Genomic DNA, 22,709 nt, shown 5'->3' with positions numbered 1-22,709 from the left:
TCTCCGGCACGGGCCCGGGAACGACCGAATGCGGGACTCCCTCGAGAACGAGCACACCCTGTCGGAACGCGATCCCAGCAACGTGGCGCGTACCACTGGCGCGTCCTCCTCTCGTCCCTCACGGCGTGGCGGCGGTCAATTCGGAACACTTCTCAGACAGACCCAGAACGTGTGACTATGAGCCGTGCCCGAGTCTTCGCCTCCCTGTGTGGTCTCGTTTTCCTCCTCAACCTCGCCAGAATCGTCTTTGCACCGCTACTGGACGTGATCATCGCGGAATTCTCGGTCGGTGAGGGGACGGCTGGACTGCTGGTAACGCTCGCGTGGGTCGGAAGCGCGTCTCCTCGATTACCGACCGGGTGGCTCCTGACGAAAGTGCCGCGACATCGCGTCGTGATCGGGTCCGGAACGATTCTCACGGTCGCCTCCGGGTTCGCCGCGACCGCGGCGACGGTCCGCCACCTCATGGTCGGGGCCTTCCTGATGGGGATCGCATCAGGTGTGTACTTCGTCTCGGCGAATCCGTTTCTGAGCGAATTGTTTCCGGATCGCGTCGGGCGCGTCATGGGGACCCACGGCGCCGCCAGTCAGATCGCCGCGGTCGTCGCCGCGCCGCTCGTGACGCTGACGCTCGTCGTCGACTGGCGGCTCTCGCTGTGGGCGATCGCTGTCGGTGGGGCAGCGGTAACGGTATACACGTGGGTCGCCGCGAGGAAGACCGAGTTGCCGCGGACCAACGAGGAGGATCGAACCTTCGTCGCCAGTGCGCTGTCGGAGTGGCGCCTCATCGTGACCGCAATCGCGATCGCCGGCGCAGCGTCGTTCGTCTGGCAAGGCGTGTTCAACTTCTACGAGCTGTACATGCAGTCGAAGGGCCTCTCCGGCCGGGTGTCGGGGTTGCTTCTCTCGCTCGTCTTCGCCGCCGGCATTCCCGCGTTTTACGTCGGGGGCGATCTGGCCGATCGACTACCGCGCGTTCCGTACATGCTCGGTATCGTCGGGCTCTTTTCCATCTCGCTGTTCGTCCTGACAGTCGTCGACGGGCTGATCGGCCTCGTCGTTCTCTCCGTGACCGTCGGCTTCGTCGTTCACGCGCTGTTTCCGGCCACGGATACGTTCCTCCTCGATACGCTACCGGACTCGACGCGAGGCAGCGCCTACGCGGTGTTCAGTTCCGTCTGGATGCTCACGCAATCGCTCGGCTCGTTCGCGCTGGGTCTGCTCGTCGAAGCCGGCTATACCTACGACTCGGTGTTCAGAACCGCCGCCGTGATTCTCGGCGTCACGGTCGTCGGTCTGACGCTCGTCGATCACACCGGTCGGTTGCCGAGTTGACCGCGGACGCGTCGGTCTCCCTTTCGAGACGTCCACGCGACCCGAGAACGGTCGTCGAGCGTTCTCCGGTCGTCGAGCCACCGTTTTGTAGCGCCGGCTAGCGCAGGGGAGACGCGTATGCGGTTCCTACCGGAACCGAGTCCGATGAGTGACCCAGAACGACTCGAGGAGCGTCTCGTCGACGAACTCGAATCCGACCGTCACACCCACAAATCGCTACGGCAGACGCTCACGGACGAGTACGACTATTCCGACTCGGCCGTTACCCGAGCAATCGCCAGGCTCGACGACGAAGGCGTGATTCGTCACGAACGGGGCTATTTCGAGCTCACTCGAGAGGGAACACGGAACGACACAGCCTAGTCACCGTCCGTGATCCGGCCGCGACGTGGAGCCACCGTCTCCCACCGATCGATCCGGGACTCGTTGTGCGTTGCGGCGCCGACCTCGAACGCGGCCAGAACGGAGCTGTCTGGGGAGTTCTGATTCCGGGTCGGTTCGCATCGAATGCGAATACGGGATCGCGAGACACCTGTTGTTCTCGATCGGTGGGGCGTCGATGATCGCGGTCACACACCAGCACGTCGAGTGACACTCTCGTGTCGATCGACATCCCCGACCACACTCCCACAGCGAGTCGCAAATCGGATGCCGCAACTACCGCGTCGAAGAGTTCGTGGACGTACTCGAGTCGCGTGTGGGACGCGACCTGTCGGTGACCCGATCCAGGACGATCACCTCGAGGGGCACGATTCCGCGACCTGGCGCCGGGCACGGGACGACCTGAGCAAGATTGAAATCGACGTGAGTCGAACCTGATAGTTATGCCCGATGAGACGAATCGGCAGTGGATCTTGTCCGAGAGACCGACGGGAGAGCCGTCGATGGAGAACGTTACGCTCCGCGAGAAACCGATTCCAGAACCGGGACCGAAGGAAGTCCTCGTCCGGACGCTGTACATGTCCGTCGATCCGTACATGCGCGGCCGGATGCGGGACGCGGCTTCCTACGCCGATCCCTGGGAGACCGGCGATCCGATGCGGGCTCGCGTCGTCGGCGAGGTCGTCGAATCGAACGACGGCGGTCTGGAGCCGGGGGATCTCGTTACGGGGAACCTCTACTGGGCCGAGTACGCCACCAGCGACGGGGCTGACCTCGATCGTATCGACACCGGCGAGGCGCCGGTGTCGGCTGCGCTGCACGTCCTCGGAATGCCCGGATTGACGGCCTATATCGGAACGATCGAGGTCGGCCAGGTGAAGCCGGGAGACACGGTCGTCGTCTCGGGAGCAGCGGGCGCTGTCGGGTCCGTTGCCGGCCAGATTGCAAGAATAGCCGGCTGTCGCGTCGTCGGTATCGCCGGATCCGACGAGAAGGCTGCCTGGCTCACCGGTGCCCTCGGGTTCGACGCGGCGATCAACTACCAGACCGCCGATGACCTCACGGCAGCAGTCGGAGAAGCCTGTCCGCGCGGCGTCGATCTCTACTTCGAGAACGTCGGCGGCGAAGTCAGCGACGCTGTGTTGGATCATCTCACCGACTACTCGCGGGTCGCCGTCTGCGGGAAGATTTCGCTCTACAATCTGGAACCCGACGACGAGCGAATGACCGGCCCGCGTCGGTTCTACCAGCGTACACGGACCCGAGTTGAAGGGTTCATCGTCAGCGACTACGACCACCTGGCCGAGAGCGCGACCGAACGGCTCGCTCGCTGGATTAGCGAGGACGAGCTCCACTACCGAGAAACGATGACCGACGGCATCGAAACTGCTCCCGAGGCGTTTCTCGGCCTCTTCGAGGGCGAGAATATCGGCAAACAACTCGTCGAGGTCGACGAGTACACTGGGTGATCGTCGCGAACGACTCGACGGGTGGAGAGCCGAGTTCCGGAACGACTCACCGCTCGAGCGAGCGATCACGAATCTGCCGACCGAATTGCCGTGTCGGCGCTGCCCCCACGGGTTCGATACCCGACCGGAAAAGCGGACGTCAGGAAGACGCGACTTTCATCGAAACCACGATCGACCGCAGGTGCCGTCGGTGATTCGGACGCCGGACGTGACGGACGGCGCGGTCACGGATCGGGTCGAAGACGGGTTCCAGGATATCGACTGAGCAGTCGCGAGCGGCGAGAGCGGTTCGTCTGCTCGAGGCCGGTGCATGGAAACCGCGTGGAAACCGGCGCTGTCGCTGCTGGGAAGGAGTGGAAGGTCGAACGTGTCAGCAGCGGATTTCGAGCGCGAAAGTGGGGCCGGGAGGCCAGCAGCGGATCAGCCGTTGGCCACAGGTGTACTCCTGCGAAGGACGTTGGACGTCTCGGGGTGCCGTTTGTGAACCTATGTCATCACCCACGAGAGGATAGTACACATGCAATAATAAACGTTTTTGATGGCGCAATTTCAGTAGATTCGGATGTATACCACACATTATTCAACCTGTAGTTCCCAAAACCTACCGTTCCGAAAAAGTTCGATCGCAAGAATCACGGCGAATGGTTGTGAGGGAATCGCTCATCGGCGCAGCGTCGACGGCGTCCCCGGCTCGAAGTCCGCCTTACCGGAGCAACACGGCGCTCAGAAACTGACAGTGCTCACGAGACCGTGATCGACGCGGAAGACGTCGTACGCCGTTAGACGAGGGATTCGAGCGGCTATTTTGGCAACGTTACTCCTCGATCCCACACCAGTCGATAGCGGTCAGGGCTAGGGTCTGTGCCGTCTCGACTAACGAATCTATTTCCACGTACTCGTCGGCGCCGTGGATGTTTTCGCCGCGCGGACCGACGGAGGGACAGGGTATGTCGTAATATCGGTTGTAGAACCGTTCGTCGTTTCCGCCGCTGCCGCCGCCGAAGGTCGTTTTCTGGCCGGTGATCCTCTCGGCGTTCTCCCGTGCGAGTTGGACGATCTCTTCGTCCGTGTCGAGTTCGTGAGGAGCGGCGTTCCACCCGAACCAGTCGAACGCGGGCGGGTGCGCGGACAGCCACTCATCGGTCTCCGAGACGTCGCGCACGGTCGCTTCCACTTCCGCCCGGACCTCCTCGCGCGTTTCGCCGGGCGGCCATCCGATACGTCCTTCCAGAATCGCTTCGGACGGAACCGTCGAGGGCCAGTCGCCGCCTTCGACAGCGCCCACGTTCAGGTTGGTCTCGTGGCCGTCGAGTCGCGGATCGGTCCGAAAGGCCGGTTCGTACGAGATTCGCGATTTCCGTTCTCGGTCGAGTTCGTCGAGCGCATGGTAGATTTTCGTCGCCTTTCCGATAGCGTTGACCCCTTCGTAGCCCCGTGCAGCGTGTGACGACTTTCCGGGGACGCGAATACGGAAGTACATTACACCAGCACTCGCCATTCCGACGTTCGGGAGCCCGGAAGGTTCGGTAATGATCGCCGCATCGGGCTGGTATCCCCGCTCGAGCGCGGAGAGTACACCGCCTGGGCCGCCGGCCTCCTCCTCGACGGTCGTCTGGAGAGTGAGGTCGCCTGCCAATTCGATGTCGACGTCCCGGAGTGCTTCGAAGGCGATCAGAATGGAAGCGACACCACCGAGCATGTCGTTGCTTCCGCGTCCGTAGAGACGGCCATCCTCGACGGTGGCGTTCCACGGGTCGTACTTCCACTCGCTTGCATCGGCCGGCACGACGTCGACGTGACCGCTGAATGTCAGTGACCGACCATCTCCGACGCCCTCTTTGGTCGCTGCGACGTTCGGGCGGTCCTCGTATCCGTCTTTCAGGTAGGACGACGTCTCGAAAAACCCCGGATGGTCCGCGAGTCTGTCGGCATCCGGTTCCCAGATGTCGACGTCGAGTCCGGACGACTGCAAACGCGACGAGACGACCTCCTGAGCGGGCTTTTCGTTTCCGGTAACGGATTTCTGGCGGATGAGTTCACTCACGAGATCGACGAGATCATCGCGCTTTTCTTCGATACGGCCCCGAACCTCCCTGTGTGCTGAACGCATTTGTCTCGCTATGCTATATCATAGCTATATTTACCTCTTTCTCCGGAAGATATCGACGGCCATCGACGGCTGCGGACCGCAGCGAAGTCACGCCCCCACGAGCATCGTTCGTCCGCTGTCGGCGCGGTGTCTACTCGTACCGGTTTCACCGAGGACTCGTGTACGAACAGTTTCGAAACCACCGCGGCCGATTCCTCCCACCGGCCATCGCACACGGGGCGCTCCGATGGGAGACCGGTATCGGACACCCGCTCGAGGACGAATCGAGAGTCGGAGCTGTCCATCCGACGAACGAATCCACATCCGAACTCGAAGACAGTCTTAGGTCGTCAGACGGTAAAGCAGAAGCTATGAACGACCACCTCGATTCACCGTGGAACGTCGACGAGCGAGCGTTCCCGGCAAACGCGCCGTTCGAAGCGCAGGCACGCTTTCTCCTTCGGTACGCGATTCTCGCGCCCTCGAGCCACAACTCGCAACCGTGGGAGTTCGAAATTCGTCCGGACGCGATCGACGTCTTCGCCGACGAATCGCGCTGGTTAGAAATCGCAGACGCTGACAAGCGCGAACTCTTCCTCAGCGTCGGGTGTGCGATCGAGAATCTCCGGATCGCAGCCGCTCGTTTCGGGTTCGCCGCGTCGATCGATTACGTCCCCGGTGACGGTGACGACCTCGCCGCGACCGTCCACCTCGACCCGAAAGCGGAAACAGCGTCTCGAGCGCGACCCGGCCTGTTCGAGGCGATGACGGATCGACGGACGACCCACCACCCTTACGACGACCGGCCGATCCCAGGCGACGTCCTGGATCGGCTCCGAGACTGCATCCGCGAGACGACGGTGACTCTCCTGGTGATCGACGAGGACGACAGGAAGGAGTCGATCGGGAGACTGCAGTTCCGTGCGGACGAGCACCAGTTCGACGACCCCGCGTATCGAGCGGAACTGGGACACTGGATCGGAACGGGGGCGCTCGGTGCCTCGTGGGTGATGGCGCGGGTCGGACGACTCGCGGTGACGCACCTCGATCTGGGCGGCCGAGAAGGACGCAAGAACGCAGCGTTGCTCGAACGGGCGCCGGTGCTCGCGGTTCTGGTCACGGAAGCCGACGACGACGAATCACGACTGAAAGCCGGACGGGCCTTCGAACGACTGACGCTGCTCGCAACGAGCGAGGGGATCGCTCACCACCCCGTGAGCCAGACGCTCGAGGTCCCGCGGATAAGATCCGAACTCGCCGCGGAACTCGGACTCGAGGAGTCGGTCCCGCAGCACCTCTTTCGACTCGGCTACAGTGACGAGGACGAGCAACACACCCCGCGGCGGCCACTCGAGGAGGTAGTACGATGACAGCGTGAAACGGAAGCGCGACTGATTGTCAAACATCATCCGTTCACGTCGCTCCTCACAGCATCGGATGGACGCATTGATCGTGAGTCGTCCGGTCACCGAAGCTACAGTAGTCGTTGAAAGTCAGTGTACACCGCACTCGCGAATTCGCGGCCAGCGAGGCTTCGCTGGCCGCTTCACTGCGAGTGGTGAGTGAATCGTTTCAACGACTACTATAGAATGAGACGGTGATCGTTCCTCTCGAGCAACCGTGCCGTCCGATCGTCTGCTCTCGATCCAGGCGGAAGCACCCCCGTGAACTCACGGTCGCCTGCCGCACAATTTCGACCAGTCGTTGTACTCGGTGAACCGCCTCGGTAACGTTCGGTTCAAAAACGTGAACCAGATACGTATCGACCACCGGATATACTTATAACGCGATCAGTCAACACGCACTGATGACCGCCCTCATCGACGTCTTGAAGGTGATGTGATACTTTGACGACATCGTCACGCTCTTCGACAGCGTCGAACACGACTGACGTCGTTCGGACCATCACAGCAATACGTTCTCGCGGCGATGTCCTCACTTTCTATAGCATACATTAGAAGTAATTGCTCATATTTGGTACAGAGATTCGATCAATAGTAGTATCAATCGCTGTTGTGAGATCGTCGAGTGAGCCAAAGAAACGGTTGCTGAGTGCCGCTTGTAGTTGTCTCCAGCACTCTTCAACAGGATTTAGCTCTGGTGAGTACGCCGGCAATGTCACGAAGTCGAGGTCGTCACGGGCCGCTAGGTCCGTGACGGCCGACGCCCGGAAATATGGTGCTCCATCCAGGACAATAATTAGATCATCTTTGAATTCTTTGCATAATGCGAGAATGAAATGTTTTGCATGATCGGCGGTAACGTACTCTTCAAATCGAGAGAAAAAGCGATCACCGTCCTCGGTGATCGCGCCTAGCAGACACGTCCAGTCGCGTTGTCCAGATAACTCAACTGACGGCCGCGTACCGCGGGGAAACCACGCGGCACGCGGCTCAACTTGGACGGATTTCTTGGTTTGATCGATACAGACTACTGTGGCATCCATTTCCCGCCGCTTTTTTTTGAGCTCCTCACGGAACGTTTCTTGTTCATCAGCGTCAGACTCAGCGGCTGTACGGCGAGGTTTTTGATAGCTCAATCCCGCTTCTTTGAGCAACCGCCGACAGCTCGGGATTGAGTACTCGACATCGTACGTCTCGTCAAGATACTGCTGGACGAGCGCCGGCGTCCACGCCGGCGCATCAACCCCAACATTCTCTGGTGATTCGTGGACACTTCTTCGAACTCTTTTTGCTCTTTTTCTGAGAGCTTCCGTTTTCTCCCAGTGGGATGAGTATCAGTAACGGCCTGCTCAAGCGACTCGACACCGACGAGTCGCTTGAGTCAGCTATAGATTGTCCGTCGCTGAACGTCGTACCACTCGGCTAGTTCAGTCTGCGTGACGCCGTTCTTGTATGCTATTGCTGCTAAGAGCCGTTGTGTCGGCTTTTTACCCTCCACGTTGTCAAGGGCATCTTGCAATTCCTCGACAGAGATCTCGTCGAGATGATCCACTGTATTTAGCAACACTATCTGAGTAGAAAGTTCTAACGGATACTATAGTACCCGCCACGATGTCCACCGAACCCTTTTTATTGGGCACTGCTAACGTCCGGGCGTGATGCAGTCCGGGTCCGACTGCTCGTGCACGACGCACTGTGGCGGTCCTCGGCCCCACACCAACACTGCAAACCAGGTATTTGATCCATGACCGACGACGAATTGGACCATTGTGGCTGCAAAGTTGGACGAGCTATCGACGCCTACGGTCTCCGGGAGCTCGATGCAGAACTTCGCGACCGACGTGAGCGCGACGACCTGAGCCTGCGAGCCCTCGCCGACGTCACCAACACCCGCATCCTCGGAGCCGCCATGGAGAACGCCGACGTCGACGTAGTGGGCGACCCCTCATCGGTGTACGAGGCACTCACCGGCGACGATGTCGCCCCCGAACATCGCGCCGACGTCCGTGACCAACTGAATTACGCTGGTATCGACGTCACGGGAGTGACCGACGACTTCGTCTCCCATCAGACAGTCCGCGCTCATCTCGCTGACTGCCTCGACATCGACACCTCACGGCAGGGCGTCACCGACATCACGGAAGGCCGTGAAGTCATCGAATGGGCACGCGGCCGCGACGAACACATCGTCGACCAAACGCTCGAACAACTACGACGCAACGACGAACTCAAAGTCGGTTCGCTCGACGTAACCCACTCGGTCCGTATTACGTGCACAGTGTGCGGTTCGTCGTACCCAGTCGAAGAACTCCTCGACCGCGGCCGCTGTGCGTGTCGTGAGAAATGAGGACTTCCATCGGCGTCACGGACAGTCCTACCGGCCTCACGGTACAATCCATGGGCGTCACGATGCAATCCTCCCTAGTGTCGGCTCCGTCCTCTAGCACTGGCCTCCCAGTACGGTCGTCCGAGTAGCGTCGTAGATAGCGGAGAGACAGACGGACTTCCTTAGGACTAAGTCAAATGATACCCAAGTGAACGACACGAACATCTGCCGTTATCATGTCACGTAACGCCGACACCGGGCAAAAGACTCGAGATACAATCGACGAATTCACGGAGAGATCCGCGACAGTCTCGGTGACGAACGTCGGCGGTATCGACGACTGCGAAGTCACACTCTCGTCCGGTATCACCATACTCACCGGCCGAAACGCCACGAACCGGACGTCGTTTCTGAGCGCTATCGCTGGCGTGCTCGGCGGGACCGCGGCCATGCTGAAAGCCGACGCCGACTACGGCGGCGTCGAACTCGCGCTCGACGGAGAGACCTACACCCGCGAATACACGCGGCAAGCCGGAACCGTTTCCGTCGACGGCGACCCCTTCGTCGACGAACCGGAATACGTCGACACCTTCGCGTGTCTGCTCGAAGACAACCCCGCCCGTCGTGCGGTCGAACGCGGGGACGACCTGCGCGAGGTCATCATGCGGCCGGTCGATACCGACCAGCTTCGAGACGACATCCGGAACCGCGAGGCCGAACGTGACGACCTTCGGTCGAAGCTCGACGACCTCGAGGCGACGGTCGACCGCCGCCCCAAACTCGAACGCCGCCGCGACGAGCGTCGAGCCGACCTCGAGGCGGTCGAAGACGAACTGGCCGACGTCCGCGAAACCGTAGACGCCTTCGACGCGGCGGAAGCCGAGGCCGAGGAGGCCGAATCGTTGCTCGACGAACTGGAGGAACTGCGTGGGCAACTGGACGACGCACTCGACCGCAAGGACCACCAGGAGTCCGAGCTTCGCTCGCTTCGAACGAAGCGTGCGGACGTGGCGGCCGAACTCGACGATATCGAGTCGTCCGAAGAGGAACTCGACGAACTCGACCAGCAGAGTACCCGACTCAAGCGGCGCAAGCGCGAGGTCGAGAACGAGATCGACGATTTGGTGCGAGTCGTCGAGTTCACCGAGGACCTGTTGGCTGGCGAGACGAGCGGCCTCCGGAACGTCGAAGACGAGGGCGACGTCGCTGCCGACCTCGATCCGTCGTCGAAGACGATGCAGTGTTGGACCTGCGGCAGTCGGGTCGAGCAGTCGGACATCGACGAACGCCTCGAGACGCTCCGAAACCTGGTCACTAAAAAACAGGCCGAACGCGACAGCGTCGAATCCGACCTGACGACGGTCGAAGAGCGGCGACGCGAACTGGAACGCTCGAGCGAACGACAGGCGGAACTCCGTAGTCGACTGGACGAACTCGATCGAGAGATCTCTCACCGAGAGCAAAACGTAACGAACTACGAAGACGAGGCGGCGACGCTCAGAGCGGAGATTGACGACCTCCAAGAGCAGGTCGAAGAAACCGGGTCGCTCCGCGAGGACGTCCTCTCGGCGTATCGAGCGCTCAGCGAACTCGAGTACGAGCGGGGCAAACTCGAAAGCGACCTTTCGGATGCCGAGGCGGAACTGGCAGCAGTGGCCGACGCTGCAGAAGAGCGCGACCGCGTGACGGATCGACTATCCGTAGTCCAGGACGAACTCGCGTCGCTTCGGTCGCGTATCGACGACCTCGAACGCGAGGCCGTCGAGGCGTTCAACGAGGAGATGGCGTCGGTACTCGACCTCTTAGAGTACGACATCGCCCGCGTGTGGATCGAACGCAAGACGACGAACTCGGCGGACGACTCGAGTTTCGACCTCCACGTCGTTCGCGAAAGCGACGGCGCGATGTACGAGGATACCGTCGCGACCCTCTCGGAGTCCGAACGCGAAACCATCGGTCTGGTCGTCGCACTCGCGGGGTTCCTGGTCCACGAAGTGTACGAGTTCGTGCCGTTCGTCCTCCTTGACTCGCTGGAAGCCATCGACTCAGACCGGATCGTCGCTCTCGTCGACTACTTTGCCGGGTACGCTCCATTCCTCGCTGTCGCGGTGCTTCCCGAAGACGCGCAGGCGTTTTCGAACGAGTACGACCGCATCCCGGCCGAACAGCTCGGGTGAACCATCGTTCGTCGTCCGCTCTCGTCGTTTACGCGTTCGTTCCACCATTCGTTCTCGATTCCGTCTTCGCTGTCCGGATGGCTCGCTCGGGCCGAGTTCTTTACAAGGTATAAGTAAAGCAGTGCTGGTCTCTACTTTACAAGTACCTCGTGAAGCTCCGTCGGAGATGTCGGCACCGCAAATCGAAGCGTGTGATCGGGGAAGGAACGGCAGACATCGTGAGACGGTGGCGTGTGGCCGTAATCAAACGTTGGCGTACTTGAGGTTGAGTTCGATCGCGTTGGAGGTCGAGCAGACCAACTTGGGGATATCAGACTCCCCTCCCTCGTCCTGCATTCGACTCGCGGGGCCGGAGACGCTGATCGAACCGTGGACAGTGCCGTCGTCGGTGACGATGGGGGCGGCGACCGACCGGAGCCCTTCGAGTCGCTCTTCTTCGTGGTAGGCGTACCCCCGGTCGCGAATCGTGGCGAGCGTCTCGGCGAGCGCTTTGCGGTCGGTTATCGTGTTCTCAGTCGCCTTGGGCAACCCCTTCTCCTCGATGATATCTTCGAGACGGTTCTCCGGAAGATGGGCGAGAATCGCCTTTCCCTGTGCGGTGTAATGGAGATTGGTGCGTCGGCCCACGTACGTATCGAGGTCGACTGCCTGCTCTCCCTTCGCCCGGTACAGGTAGACGCCACACCCGTCGTCCTCGGTCAGGAGGTTCGCAAGTTCGCCCGTTTGTTCGGCCATCGCGTCGATTTCGGGCTTGGAAATCTGGTAGAGTTCCATGTGATGGCGGATGTACCCGCCGAGGTCGAGGAACTTCAGCCCGAGTCGGTATTCGTTGCCGTCTTTAGCCACGTACCCGTGTTTCTCCAGCGTCGCGAGGTGGTTGTGAACGACACTTTTGCTCATATTGAGAGAATTTGCGAGGGCAGTGACTCGGCCACCGTCTTGATTTTTGAGCGCCTCGATGATCGCGAGCGTTTTCTCGGTCGCCTTCACCGGATGTTTTACCTCTTTTCCCATGCCTTGCCATACCGTGTCATCGTAATTGGATTTAGTTCCTTCGCCCCGAAGGTGTTCCGACAGGTCGCCGCGTCTCTCGAAAGACGATAGTCGAAACGATGCCGTCGCAGTTCGCTGTTCGGTATCGGATAACCACCGTAGCCCGCGAACGAATTCCTACGTCCGCTCAGAACCCCGAACCATTGGTGTTCGGCACGGTCTTCGCGGTAGAACGACCGCCCTCGATAGCGATGCTGTCGCTGAGCCGTTGAGGGCGATGCCCGCTTAGTGCGCATAGTGTGCGGACGAACGGAGACGTACGGTGACGGTGCAAGCGCTGTTCTATAATGAAAAACAGTGTCGTTGCCGCCGGACTCGTTCTGTGTCACCGATGGCCGTGCCCCAGGCCGATTTTCGTCGCCTGTTGTCAGTGAATCGGCAGTATTTCGACAATGTACAATTCTATAATGCAGAACAATCTCTGGACAGTCGGTAGGCGCGTTCAGTTGGCGTATCTCGGCAACTGGAGTCTCAGAGTTTTGGGCGAACCGACGAAAATAATAAGGGGGACGGTTCTGTTTGTTATTGGCATGCGCCTTGACACCGATTACCTCGGGGAGTGGAAGCGCCTGAACGGTTCTCCGTCCGACGCCCCGGAGGGCGACCCCGATGTCGTGTTCACGCACCTGAGTGACCTGCACGGTCAAATCACGCCCGGATACCAGGTATACTACAACAACCCGAAGTCCCGACCCGATCTCGACTTCGACGGCGCGGACAAGCTCATCGAGAAAGGCGGTGGCGTCCCGATACTGACCGCGAAACTCGACCAAATCCGCGAGGAGTACGGCGAGGACGTCCTTACCCTGATGAGTGGCGACACCTTCCACGGGACCGCCGTCACGACCTACACCCTTGGTAAGTCGATGCTCGACCCCATCAACCACCACCTCCGTCCCGACATCTACATGCCCGGGAACTGGGACTACTCCAACGAGGCCGTCGAGGACGGTAATATGGTGGAACTGATGGAGAGCCTCGACGCACACGTCCTCGCCAACAATCTCCTCGACTGGGACAGCGAGGAACTCATCTTCGACCCCTACACCATCGAGGATGTCGGCGGGACGAAAGTAGGCGTCGTCGGCATGACCAACGTCTACGTCGATCGGATGATGCCGCTGTTCTGGAAAGAGAAATACAAGTTCGCAAAGCACCCGCGCCTCCTCGATACGTACGCCCAACGAGCGCGCGACGACGGCGCAGACATCGTCGTCGCCATCACCGAAATCGGGCTCCAGTGGATGGTCCAGGCCGCCAAGGACTTCGACTCCATCGACGTGATGTTCTCGGCCCACACCCACGAATACACCCACGAACCCATCGTCGTCCAGGATACCGACACCGTGGTCGTCGAATCCGGGATGGGAGACGGCCTCGGTCGCGTCGACGTGCGAATCAACGACGGCGAACTGGAGTTCCGGCACAACCTCTACTGTCTCGTCGAGGACCACGAGTACACCCCGGAACCCGACCCGGACGCCCAACGGACGGTTGAGGAGGTACGAGCACCGTTTCTCGAAGCGGACGTCGAGGCCGAACGCGGGAACGGCACGCTCGACCGACCGATCGACACCGTCGTCGGTGAGACGGAGCAACCACTGTATCGCCAGTCGTTCCTGGAGAGCGCCTGGAACACCCTCTACAACGACGCACTCAAACAGTACATGGACGCCGACCTGGCTATCTCCCACGGGTTCCGATACGGGTCGGCCATCCCGGCGGGCGAGGTCACTATCGGCGACCTCTACACGTTCTTCCCGATGACCGCGCCCGTCGCGAAGGGCGACGCGTACGGCCAACAGATCATGAACCACATGGAGAACTTCCTGATGGACAACTTCACGCCGTACGTCTACGACCAGGAAGACGGCCGTCTCCGTAACTACTCCTCGAACGTCGAGGTCACCGTCGACCCGACCGCAAAACGCGGCCGCCGACTCGTCGAGATGACCGTCGATGGCGAACCGATGGACCCCGAGGAGACGTACACGGTGGCGACGCTGCGGCGACCCGGCGACCCCGAGAAGGACCTCGGCAACTGTGGGTTCCCCTTCCGGAACGTCGAGATCGAGAACGGCACTATCCCCGTCGACGTGCTCATCGAGTACTTCGAGAACAACTCGCCCGTCGACTACGACGTGATGGGGCTCGTCCAGACCCCGGAGGACGGCGGCGAGGTCCAGAACACGCCTGCCGACGGCCCGTACCCGCACATCCAGCCCGGCGTCGACTACGCCAACGGCGAGGAGTACTGCGAGGTGTCGATGATTCCCCGGAGTAACGTCCACCTCGAGGAGGCGTTCAACGAAAAGCGGTGACTTGACTGCGGGTACGGAGAGACGCTGCGACTTACGCTTCTTCGGATTCGGCGTCCGAGTCGCCGAACGGCACGACCAACACGGGGACGTTGCTTCCCTGGACGACGCCGGAGGTGTTGCTCCCGAGGTGTGAGAGGACGGACGTCCCTTTCCGGCCGATGACGATGCAATCGATGTCGTTCTCGTCCGTGTACCTGATGATCTCGTTGGCCGGATTGCCCTGACGGAACTCGGTGACGGGGTCGAATCCCGGCGGTGAAAGCCGACGCATTCGATCGAGTGTGCGTTCACCTTGCCGTTCGACTTCTTCATCGATTTCGCGCGGGGCTGCGGGCGCTGTGGTCGTGGGGATAATGTCAGAGACGTTGTTCACGAACAGTCCGTGGACGTCAGCGTCGTGCGTCTGGGCCAACTCGTAGCCGCGCTTGATCAGCTCGTCCATCGTGTCAGTTCCGTCGACCGGTATCAGGATCGAATCGAACATACGCGGAGTGAGGGTACGGCGCTTCTTAAACGTTAATTACGATTGTATCACACCCACCTGCAATTAACCAAATTACAGCTGATTTGTCGAGTTAGATAATACCATAGATATTTCTATTTGGTCCTAATATTTCCTTATCGTGGTAACTGCAACCACGACACATCGCAGGTGACTCTAATGCAATCAGGCCACGTCATGGGGCAAATCACGCCCCAAGGACTTATGGGTAGAATCGACTACAAGACGCCAATCGCAGACGTGCGGTCGCATGATTCGTACGAACAGTGGCACATTCCCGGCGCCATCCATCTGCCGTATGATGCCGAAGCAGACGAATTCGAGGTAGACCCGCATGAACTATTCGACGAGGGTGAGCGAATCGTCGTGGTATGCGCACACGGGAACACGAGCCGTCGGGCCGCGAGTGCACTCTCGCGTCGCGGCTTCGACGCCGCCACTCTCGAGGACGGCATGCTCGGCTGGAGTCAAGTCTTCGACGTTGTCGACATCGACCTCGGTTCCGACATCGTGTTCAAACAGACCAAACGCGTCGCCAACGGCTGCCTGTCGTACGTCGTCGGCGCCGACGGCGAGGCGATGATCGTCGACCCGGTCCAGTACACCGACGTCTTCGAGCGCAATCTCAAAAGCGACGAACGATTCCAGGACGAGAACGGCGAGGTCGACGTCAAGTACGTGGCGCTTACCCACATCCACGCCGACCATATCTCGTCCGGTTGCGAACTCGCAGAAAAGCACGACGCCGACCTCATCGTCGGCGCGCCCGTCTCTGACCGAACCGAACAGCCGGGTGGCTGCTCGGAGTTCCGCGCCGTCGCGGACGGCAAGACGCTCGACCTCGGCGGACACGAAATCAAGGTCCTCCATACACCCGGTCACACGATGGAGAGTACCTCCTACCTCGTCGACGACGCAGCGATGTTGACGGGCGACACGCAGTTCGTCGACAGTGTCGGTCGCCCCGATCTGGAACACGGCGACGAGGGCGCCGAAGAGCATGCGGAAGTGCTCTATGAGTCGATCTTCGGCAAAATCCTCACCCACGACGACGATGTGTCGGTCTTCCCTGCTCACTACAGCGGTGGAGAGGTCGACGCTGGCACGCCGATCACGGCGACGATCGGCGAGATAGAGGCGACGAACGAGGCCGTCCAGAAAGACTCCAAGGAGGAGTTCGTCGACTACATCGTCGAACAGTTGGGTTCGAAGCCGGCGAATCACGAGGAGATAATCGCCATCAACGAGGGCAAACACGAGGTCGAAGACCCCGAAATCGAACTCGGGCCGAACAAATGCGCAGTCGAGTAGTGACGCAAGCAAACGATACGTGATCAACATGTCAACGAAAAACGCAGCACTCCAGTCGGTAGTGACATCGAACACCTTACAAACCCAATACTACGGTGAAGTGAAACGGCACCGGTGCGTGGTTCATAATGGCGACTGAAGATACGAAAATCCAACCGAGGCAGTTCACCAAGAACCTGCTCGAATTTCGGTACCGTGAGGTGACGATGGTGGTGGCGACCGGGCTCGTCCTGATTGCCAGCGTAGTGTTGTTTCCCGGTTTCGAGAACGTAACCGCGGGGGTGAACAGCGAGGTGGGCACGGTCACGCTAGCGTTCTTCTTCCTCGTGGCAATTTTTGCAGGTGCGGTCAAGGGCGCACTCGGCTTCGGGTATGCGCTCATCACGACTCCGGTGTTCGCGACGGTCATCGATCCGACACTCGCGGTCGTGGTGCTGGCCATTCCCCCGTGGATGATTAACGTCTTTCAGGTCGGGGAGACGAAAACTGGGCTGACGTACATCAAGCGCGAGTGGTCGCTCATTACGCTCGCGCTCCTCGGCTCGATCATTGGCGTGTTTTTCCTCAATTCGTTCCAGAAGGGACCGTTGATTCCGTTCCTTATCGCGGTCTTGCTGCTCGGGTATGTGCTGTTCGAGGTCATCAGTAACTTCGTCATGATCGAGGAGGCCAGCAATCCCGTCGCTCTCGGCGCGGTCGGCCTCGGTGAGGGGTTCCTGCTGGCGGCCGCGAACCTCGGTCCGCTGTTACCCGCGTACCTGCACACGTTCGAACGCGACACCGAGCGGTACGTCGGCGGGCTGTCGATGGTGTTCACCGTCGTATTCACCGAGCGCATCATCCATATGTGGTTCAACGGGCTGCTGACGCCCTACCGGCTGTGGTTAGGGTCGGCTATCGGGGTCATTACAATTGTCGGGCTCTTGTTCGGAACCTATCTCCGCCGCCTCGAAATCGACGAGAAGAAATTCAACTGGCTGGTCATCGTCATGCTGTTGGTCATCGCGCTCAACATCTTCCGCAATACCATTCCGGTGTTGTTCCTGTAAGCGGGTCGATACGACCTACGTAGCGGTCCCGTTTTTTTCTTTTGCGTCGGATACGAACTCGATTTCCAACGGTGTCGCGTCCGAACGTCTACCGTCCGACTCGCGGTTTACCGTCGGTCCAAACTGAATTATCCCCCTAATATTCCTAAAATACAATTTAGGCGCTAAATGGAAATTTCGGCGAACGCATACAGATAACGTATGTGAACGTTCGCCGCGCTCGAACAGCGAAAACTATAATGTAAATCGCATGCTTGCTATTTGGTGTTAAGTAACATGATTGGGCGAGCCGGTGATCGCATGGCTGTACAGCCAAGTCACCACTACGAAAAACAATGACAGTATGACAAACTACGGTTTCGTCATCGACAATCGACGGTGCATCGGATGTCACGCCTGCACGGTGGCGTGCAAGACCGAACACGACGATCCGATCGGCGTAAACAAAACCTGGGTAAAGTACATCGAGAAGGGCGACTACCCAAATACGAATCGTAACTTCTCGGTGATGCGGTGCAACCACTGCGACGACTCACCCTGTACGGACGTCTGTCCAGTTACCGCTCTCTGGGAGCGCGAGGACGGGATCGTCGACTTCGACCCTGAGCGCTGTATCGGCTGCAAAGCCTGCATGCAGGGTTGTCCGTACGACGCGCTGTACATCGACCCCGAAACTTCCACGGCCGCGAAGTGTAACTACTGCTCTCACCGGGTGGACTCAGGCCGTGAACCCGCCTGCGTGACGGTCTGTCCAGAGGACGCCATCATCGCGGGCGACATGGAGAACCCGAACACGGACCTCTCCCAGACAATCGCCGACGAAGAAGTCCAGGCACGAAAGCCCGAGAAAGGGACCGAACCCAAGCTGTACTACGTCGACGGCGACGAAGGTTCGATCACACCCGGTTCGACCGGCCGCGAAGAACACTACATGTGGTCGGACGCCCCGAACCAGGTCGAAACGCACGGTGCGGCCCGCGAGGACTTCGATCTCCAGAAAGCTGCCGAGTCGCTCGCCGAGTCGGACGTCTCGCTGAACGCCTCGGACGACGAATCGGCGCGCGCCGACGGCGGACACGCCCACGGCGGTGGCGGCTGTGGCTGCGGCGGTAACTGTAGCTGCGGCGGCGAGTGTTCGTGTGGCTCCGACGATCAGGTCGCCTCGGACGGCGGCTACAGCACGGAAGCGAACACCGGAGCCACGAGCGAGAAGAAAAACCGGACCGCCAAAGCGTACGAACTGCTCAACGAAGAAGCCAGGCGAGTCTACGATATCGGTGAGAGCCACTACGAGTCCTGGGGCTGGGAAGTGTACTCCTACACGATGACCAAGTCCATCTCGGCGGGAATCTTCCTGCTTCCGGCCTTGCTGATGGCGTTCGGACTCCTCGAACCCGACGTCACGCTGATGGGCGTGAGTTCGCTACTCAGTGCGGTGTTCCTCGGGCTGACCGGCGTATTGCTCATCCTCGACCTCGAACAACCGACGCGATTCCACTGGGTGCTGTTGCGGCCGAACTGGAACTCCTGGCTGGTGAAAGGAGCGTACATCATCACCGCGTTCGGCGGCTTCCTCGGCCTGATGGTACTGGGCTGGCTGCTCGGCGCAGCGCTCGTCGTCAACCCGATCGTGCTGTCGATCGGGTCGGTGCTGGCGGCCGCGACGGCCATCTACACCGCGTTCCTGTTCAGCCAGTCGAAGGGACGAGACCTCTGGCAGAGCCCTGCGATGCCGCTGCACATGCTCACGCAGGCGATCGTCGCCGGGGCGGCCGCGACGGCGCTCCTCGGTCTCGTCGGCTTCGAGGAACTCGTCACACCGTCGCGACTGGTCCTGGCGGGCGGATTGGTGGTTCACCTCGCGTTGGTGGCCTCCGAACTGTTCACGCCCCATCAGACCGAAGACGCCGAAGAGGCAGCTGCACGCATCGTCCGCGGACGATTCGCCACCGCGTTCTGGGCCGGTGGCATGGCGCTCGGCATCGCGGTGCCACTGGTCGCGCTGGCGCTGAGTGCATCGCCGGTCGTGGTCGCACTCGCGGGCGTGGCCACGCTCGTCGGACTGTTCGCCTACGAGTATTGCTGGATAACCGCACCGCAGACCATCTCACTCGCATAACATGGGACACGATTTCGATCCGAGTTCGGTCGAGAGAATCGCCCAGAAGCTGGGTCTCATCTCGAACCGAACCGACGACACGAATAGGCAACGACAGCGGCGGAAAGCAGACGGCGTCGAACGAATCGCTCCGGAGGGCCAGTTGCGGAGCTACCCCGATCCCGAACAGTGGGACGACTGGCGAGAGTACGGGTCGGACGGCGACCCCACCGACTACTCGGTGGTGCCGACCGCCTGTTTCAACTGTGAAGCTGGCTGTGGCCTGTTGACCTACATCGACAAGGACACCGGCGACATCCAGAAGATCGAGGGCAACCCCGAACACCCTGGCAGTCGGGGTCGCAACTGCGCGAAGGGGCCGGCGACCGTCAACCAGATCAACGACACCCAGCGCATCGAGTACCCGCTGAAGCGCGACGGCCCGCGCGGCAGCGGCCAGTGGACGCGTACCACCTGGGACGAAGCGCTCGACGATATCGCCTCAGAGATGCGTCAGACCATCGAGGACGGCCGCGAAAACGAGATTACCTACCACGTCGGGCGCCCCGGCCATGAGGAGTACATGGACCGGGTCATCAACGCGTGGGACCTCGACGGCCACAACTCCCACACAAACATCTGCTCGGCGGGCGCGCGAGCAGGCTACGCGTTCTGGCACAAGTACGACCGGGCGAGCGCCGATTTCGCAAACGCAGAGTTCATCCTCCTGCTGTCGGCCCACCTCGAATCAGGCCACTACTTCAATCCCCACGCCCAGCGCATCATGGAGGGCGTGATGGAGGGCGGCCAGCTCGCCGTGATGGACCCGCGGCTGTCGAACACCGCGGCGATGTCCGACTTCTGGATGCCGACTCAGCCTGGTAGCGAGGCGGCCGTCCTCCTGTCGATGGCGAACGTCATCCTCCGGGAGGACCTGTACGACGCCGACTTCGTGCGCCAGTGGGTCAACTGGGAGCAGTTCCTCGACGAGCGGCATCCCGACCGGCCGCGGACGTTCGAGAGCTACATCGACCTGCTGAAAAACGACCTCTACGCCGACTTCACGCCCCAGTATGCCGCCCAGGAGAGCGGTGTGGACGCAGAGCAACTCGAGAAGGTCGCCCGGAAGATCGGCCTGGCTGGCGACCGCTTCGCCAGCTACATCTGGCGGTCTGCGGCCTCCGGCAACAAGGGCGGTTGGCAGGTCAGCCGAGCGCTTCACTTCCTGAGCGTCCTCACAGGGTCGGTCGGCACCAAAGGCGGAACGTCGCCGAACGCCTGGCACAAGTTCGACCCGCACCTGCCCAAAGAGCCGCCGCGCCAGAAACTCTGGGACGAACTCCAGCTGCCGGTGGAGTACCCCTTCGCCCACTACGAGCTGAGCTATCTCCTGCCGTACTTCCTGAAGGAGGGTCGGGGTGACATCTCGGTGTACTTCACCCGCGTGTTCAACCCCGTCTACACCTACCCGGACGGCTTCTCGTGGATCGAGGCGCTGACCGACGAGGACAAGGTCGGGATGCACGTCGCGCTGACGCCGACCTGGAACGAGACGGCGTACTTCGCCGACTACGTGCTACCGATGGGGCACAGTCCCGAACGCCACGACATCCAGAGCCAGGAGACCCACGCTGCGACGTGGGTGACCTACCGCCAGCCCGTGCTCCGGGAATACGCCGAGCGCGAGGGCGAGGACGTCGAGCGGACCTACGAGGCCAACCCCGGCGAGGTCTGGGAGGAAGACGAGTTCTGGATGGACCTCTCGTGGCGACTCGACGAGGACGGCGAACTCGGCATCCGCGAGTACTTCGAGAGCCCGTACCGCGATGGCGAGGACGGCGAGCCCGCCCAGATGTCCATCGACGAGTACTACCGGTACGTCTTCGAAAACGAAGAGAACCTCGTCGAGGCCGCCGAGGAGAAGGGGATGGAGCCCCTCGAATACATGAAACACCACGGCGCGTTCGAGGCCAAGCAGAACCGCTACGGCCTCCACGAGGACACGCTCGACTCCGCTATCCTCGAAGCGGACGACGTCTACGTCGACGAGTACGGCACCATCCGCCGCATTCCCGAAAGCGCCTCGGTCGAGACGACCGCCAGTGCCGACGGCGGGTCGGACGGCGATGAGGGCGCGGCGGGCGTCGAATCGGTCTCCGACAGCGACCTCGGTTACTCTTACGACGAGGTCGACCGCGAGACCATCGCCGAATACGACACCGAGGTCCTCGGCGTGATGGTCGACGGCGAGCCCCGACGCGGCTTCCCGACGCCGACTGGCAAACAGCAGTTCTACTCGAAGACCCTGGACGACTGGGGCTGGGAGGACGAGGAGTACGTCGTCCCGAACTACCTCAAGTCCCACGTTCACCCCGAGAACATCGACTACGAGAACGGCGAGATGGTACTGGTGCCGACGTTCCGCCTGCCGACCCAGATTCACTCGCGGTCCTCGAACTCGAAGTGGCTCGAAGAGATTTCGCACAACAACCCCGTCTGGGTCCACACCAAGGATGCAGAGCGCCTCGGCGTCGAGACCGGCGACCTGATTCGGGTCGAGACCGACATCGGCTACTACGTCAACGAGGTGTGGGTGACCGAGTCCATCAAGCCCGGCATCGTGGCGATGAGCCACCACATGGGCCAGTGGAAGATCGACCGCGACAACGACGGCGAATCCGACGGCGACTTCGACGAAGGCGGCGACCCTTACGGGAAGGTGACGGTCGACCTCGACAACGACCGGGCGATGTGGGGGATGCGCCAGACCTCCGGCATCAAGCCGTTCGAATCCGAGGATCCCGACTCCGAGCGCATCTGGTGGACCGACGGCGGCGTCGCCCAGAACCTCACCCACGCACCGCATCCAGACCCCATCTCGGGGATGCACTGCTGGCACCAGAAGGTGACCGTCAAGCCTGCGGGCGAAGACGACTACTACGGCGACATCTTCGTCGACACCGACAAGTCGATGGAGATCTACCGCGAGTGGCTCGACGATACCAACCCCGCGCCGGGTCCCGACGGACTCCGACGGCCCAAGTGGCTCAAACGCCCTATCGCGCCACCGACGGAGCCCGACGAGGACGATGCGTGGTACGTCGACGGTCCGGTCGGGCGGTCGGAACGCTGGGACCCCGACAGTCGAACGTCCACGACGGAAGACTGGTCGGCGGACGACGACTGATTGAACAA

Annotated in this window: 14 protein-coding genes and 1 pseudogene; 11 read left to right on the top strand and 4 right to left on the bottom strand. The window is 61.0% G+C overall.

Translation table 11 applies throughout. The features are described from left to right. Positions 1 to 177: 177 nt before the first annotated feature. The 3 genes from NJT13_RS21570 to NJT13_RS21560 all read left to right on the top strand — a co-directional run bounded on the left by NJT13_RS21570 (position 178) and on the right by NJT13_RS21560 (position 3,185). Complete coding sequence (locus tag NJT13_RS21570) at positions 178 to 1,335, top strand: MFS transporter (protein WP_254525595.1); 1,158 nt, start codon at positions 178 to 180, stop codon at positions 1,333 to 1,335. A gap of 144 nt (positions 1,336 to 1,479) precedes the next feature. Next, complete coding sequence (locus NJT13_RS21565; protein ID WP_254525594.1) at positions 1,480 to 1,698, top strand: hypothetical protein; 219 nt, start codon at positions 1,480 to 1,482, stop codon at positions 1,696 to 1,698. A 461-nt stretch (positions 1,699 to 2,159) separates the two neighbouring features. Further along, positions 2,160 to 3,185: an NADP-dependent oxidoreductase gene (locus NJT13_RS21560; protein ID WP_256549433.1), complete on the top strand. Its 1,026-nt coding sequence runs from the start codon at positions 2,160 to 2,162 to the stop codon at positions 3,183 to 3,185. A gap of 814 nt (positions 3,186 to 3,999) precedes the next feature. Here NJT13_RS21560 and NJT13_RS21555 read toward each other — a convergent pair. Further along, on the bottom strand, positions 4,000 to 5,295 hold the full coding sequence (locus tag NJT13_RS21555; protein ID WP_254525592.1) for an ArgE/DapE family deacylase: 1,296 nt from the start codon (positions 5,293 to 5,295) through the stop codon (positions 4,000 to 4,002). A 350-nt stretch (positions 5,296 to 5,645) separates the two neighbouring features. Between NJT13_RS21555 and NJT13_RS21550 the strand changes: the two genes are divergently transcribed. Further along, positions 5,646 to 6,644, top strand: a complete 999-nt coding sequence (locus NJT13_RS21550; RefSeq protein ID WP_254525591.1) for an Acg family FMN-binding oxidoreductase — start codon at positions 5,646 to 5,648, stop codon at positions 6,642 to 6,644. Positions 6,645 to 7,228: 584 nt separating this feature from the next. Here NJT13_RS21550 and NJT13_RS21545 read toward each other — a convergent pair. Continuing rightward, positions 7,229 to 8,229: pseudogene (locus NJT13_RS21545) on the bottom strand (IS630 family transposase). 192 nt (positions 8,230 to 8,421) lie between these two features. On the opposite strand from NJT13_RS21545, the gene rdfA reads away from it, so the two are divergent. Both rdfA and NJT13_RS21535 read left to right on the top strand, forming a co-directional pair. Continuing rightward, on the top strand, positions 8,422 to 9,024 hold the full coding sequence (rdfA, locus tag NJT13_RS21540) for a rod-determining factor RdfA (protein ID WP_254525590.1): 603 nt from the start codon (positions 8,422 to 8,424) through the stop codon (positions 9,022 to 9,024). A 293-nt stretch (positions 9,025 to 9,317) separates the two neighbouring features. Beyond that, the gene (locus NJT13_RS21535) at positions 9,318 to 11,180 is read left to right on the top strand and encodes an archaea-specific SMC-related protein (protein ID WP_254525589.1); all 1,863 of its coding nucleotides are present in this window, start codon (positions 9,318 to 9,320) and stop codon (positions 11,178 to 11,180) included. Between the two features lie 243 nt (positions 11,181 to 11,423). Here NJT13_RS21535 and NJT13_RS21530 read toward each other — a convergent pair whose 3' ends face one another. Then, a complete protein-coding gene (locus tag NJT13_RS21530) occupies positions 11,424 to 12,194 on the bottom strand; it encodes an IclR family transcriptional regulator (RefSeq protein ID WP_254525588.1) in 771 nt (256 codons plus the stop codon). Between the two features lie 569 nt (positions 12,195 to 12,763). Here NJT13_RS21530 and NJT13_RS21525 point away from each other — a divergent pair. Then, complete coding sequence (locus NJT13_RS21525; protein ID WP_254525587.1) at positions 12,764 to 14,554, top strand: bifunctional metallophosphatase/5'-nucleotidase; 1,791 nt, start codon at positions 12,764 to 12,766, stop codon at positions 14,552 to 14,554. A 31-nt stretch (positions 14,555 to 14,585) separates the two neighbouring features. On the opposite strand, the gene NJT13_RS21520 is transcribed toward NJT13_RS21525, so the two are convergent. Next, positions 14,586 to 15,038 (bottom strand): universal stress protein, encoded by a 453-nt coding sequence (locus NJT13_RS21520; protein WP_254525586.1) that lies wholly within the window; start codon positions 15,036 to 15,038, stop codon positions 14,586 to 14,588. A 222-nt stretch (positions 15,039 to 15,260) separates the two neighbouring features. Here NJT13_RS21520 and NJT13_RS21515 point away from each other — a divergent pair, with 222 nt between their 5' ends. From NJT13_RS21515 to NJT13_RS21500, 4 genes are all read left to right on the top strand, one after another. Continuing rightward, positions 15,261 to 16,367: an MBL fold metallo-hydrolase gene (locus NJT13_RS21515; protein WP_254525585.1), complete on the top strand. Its 1,107-nt coding sequence runs from the start codon at positions 15,261 to 15,263 to the stop codon at positions 16,365 to 16,367. 128 nt (positions 16,368 to 16,495) lie between these two features. Beyond that, positions 16,496 to 17,416, top strand: coding sequence for a sulfite exporter TauE/SafE family protein (locus tag NJT13_RS21510; RefSeq protein ID WP_254525584.1), 921 nt, complete (start codon positions 16,496 to 16,498; stop codon positions 17,414 to 17,416). Between the two features lie 343 nt (positions 17,417 to 17,759). Then, the gene (locus NJT13_RS21505; RefSeq protein ID WP_254525583.1) at positions 17,760 to 19,535 is read left to right on the top strand and encodes a 4Fe-4S dicluster domain-containing protein; all 1,776 of its coding nucleotides are present in this window, start codon (positions 17,760 to 17,762) and stop codon (positions 19,533 to 19,535) included. 1 nt (position 19,536) lies between these two features. Next, positions 19,537 to 22,701: a molybdopterin-dependent oxidoreductase gene (locus NJT13_RS21500; RefSeq protein ID WP_254525582.1), complete on the top strand. Its 3,165-nt coding sequence runs from the start codon at positions 19,537 to 19,539 to the stop codon at positions 22,699 to 22,701. The last annotated feature ends 8 nt before the right edge of the window (positions 22,702 to 22,709 follow it).

It is taken from the genome of Natrinema caseinilyticum (genome assembly GCF_024227435.1).
GTDB classification, from domain to species: Archaea; Halobacteriota; Halobacteria; order Halobacteriales; family Natrialbaceae; genus Natrinema; species Natrinema caseinilyticum.
The sequence above is the reverse complement of the archived record's forward strand: the minus strand, read 5'-3'. Positions and strand labels throughout refer to the sequence as shown.

Bases quoted from the DNA above. Each gene is read 5' to 3' on its own strand.
- NJT13_RS21525 (WP_254525587.1), top strand. From the start codon at position 12,764: ATGCGCCTTGACACCGATTACCTCGGGGAGTGGAAGCGCCTGAACGGT.
- NJT13_RS21565 (WP_254525594.1), top strand. From the start codon at position 1,480: ATGAGTGACCCAGAACGACTCGAGGAGCGTCTCGTCGACGAACTCGAA.
- rdfA (WP_254525590.1), top strand. From the start codon at position 8,422: ATGACCGACGACGAATTGGACCATTGTGGCTGCAAAGTTGGACGAGCT.
- NJT13_RS21515 (WP_254525585.1), top strand. From the start codon at position 15,261: ATGGGTAGAATCGACTACAAGACGCCAATCGCAGACGTGCGGTCGCAT.
- NJT13_RS21555 (WP_254525592.1), bottom strand. From the start codon at position 5,295: ATGCGTTCAGCACACAGGGAGGTTCGGGGCCGTATCGAAGAAAAGCGC.
- NJT13_RS21500 (WP_254525582.1), top strand. From the start codon at position 19,537: ATGGGACACGATTTCGATCCGAGTTCGGTCGAGAGAATCGCCCAGAAG.
- NJT13_RS21550 (WP_254525591.1), top strand. From the start codon at position 5,646: ATGAACGACCACCTCGATTCACCGTGGAACGTCGACGAGCGAGCGTTC.
- NJT13_RS21570 (WP_254525595.1), top strand. From the start codon at position 178: ATGAGCCGTGCCCGAGTCTTCGCCTCCCTGTGTGGTCTCGTTTTCCTC.
- NJT13_RS21505 (WP_254525583.1), top strand. From the start codon at position 17,760: ATGACAAACTACGGTTTCGTCATCGACAATCGACGGTGCATCGGATGT.
- NJT13_RS21510 (WP_254525584.1), top strand. From the start codon at position 16,496: ATGGCGACTGAAGATACGAAAATCCAACCGAGGCAGTTCACCAAGAAC.
- NJT13_RS21560 (WP_256549433.1), top strand. From the start codon at position 2,160: ATGCCCGATGAGACGAATCGGCAGTGGATCTTGTCCGAGAGACCGACG.
- NJT13_RS21530 (WP_254525588.1), bottom strand. From the start codon at position 12,194: ATGGGAAAAGAGGTAAAACATCCGGTGAAGGCGACCGAGAAAACGCTC.
- NJT13_RS21520 (WP_254525586.1), bottom strand. From the start codon at position 15,038: ATGTTCGATTCGATCCTGATACCGGTCGACGGAACTGACACGATGGAC.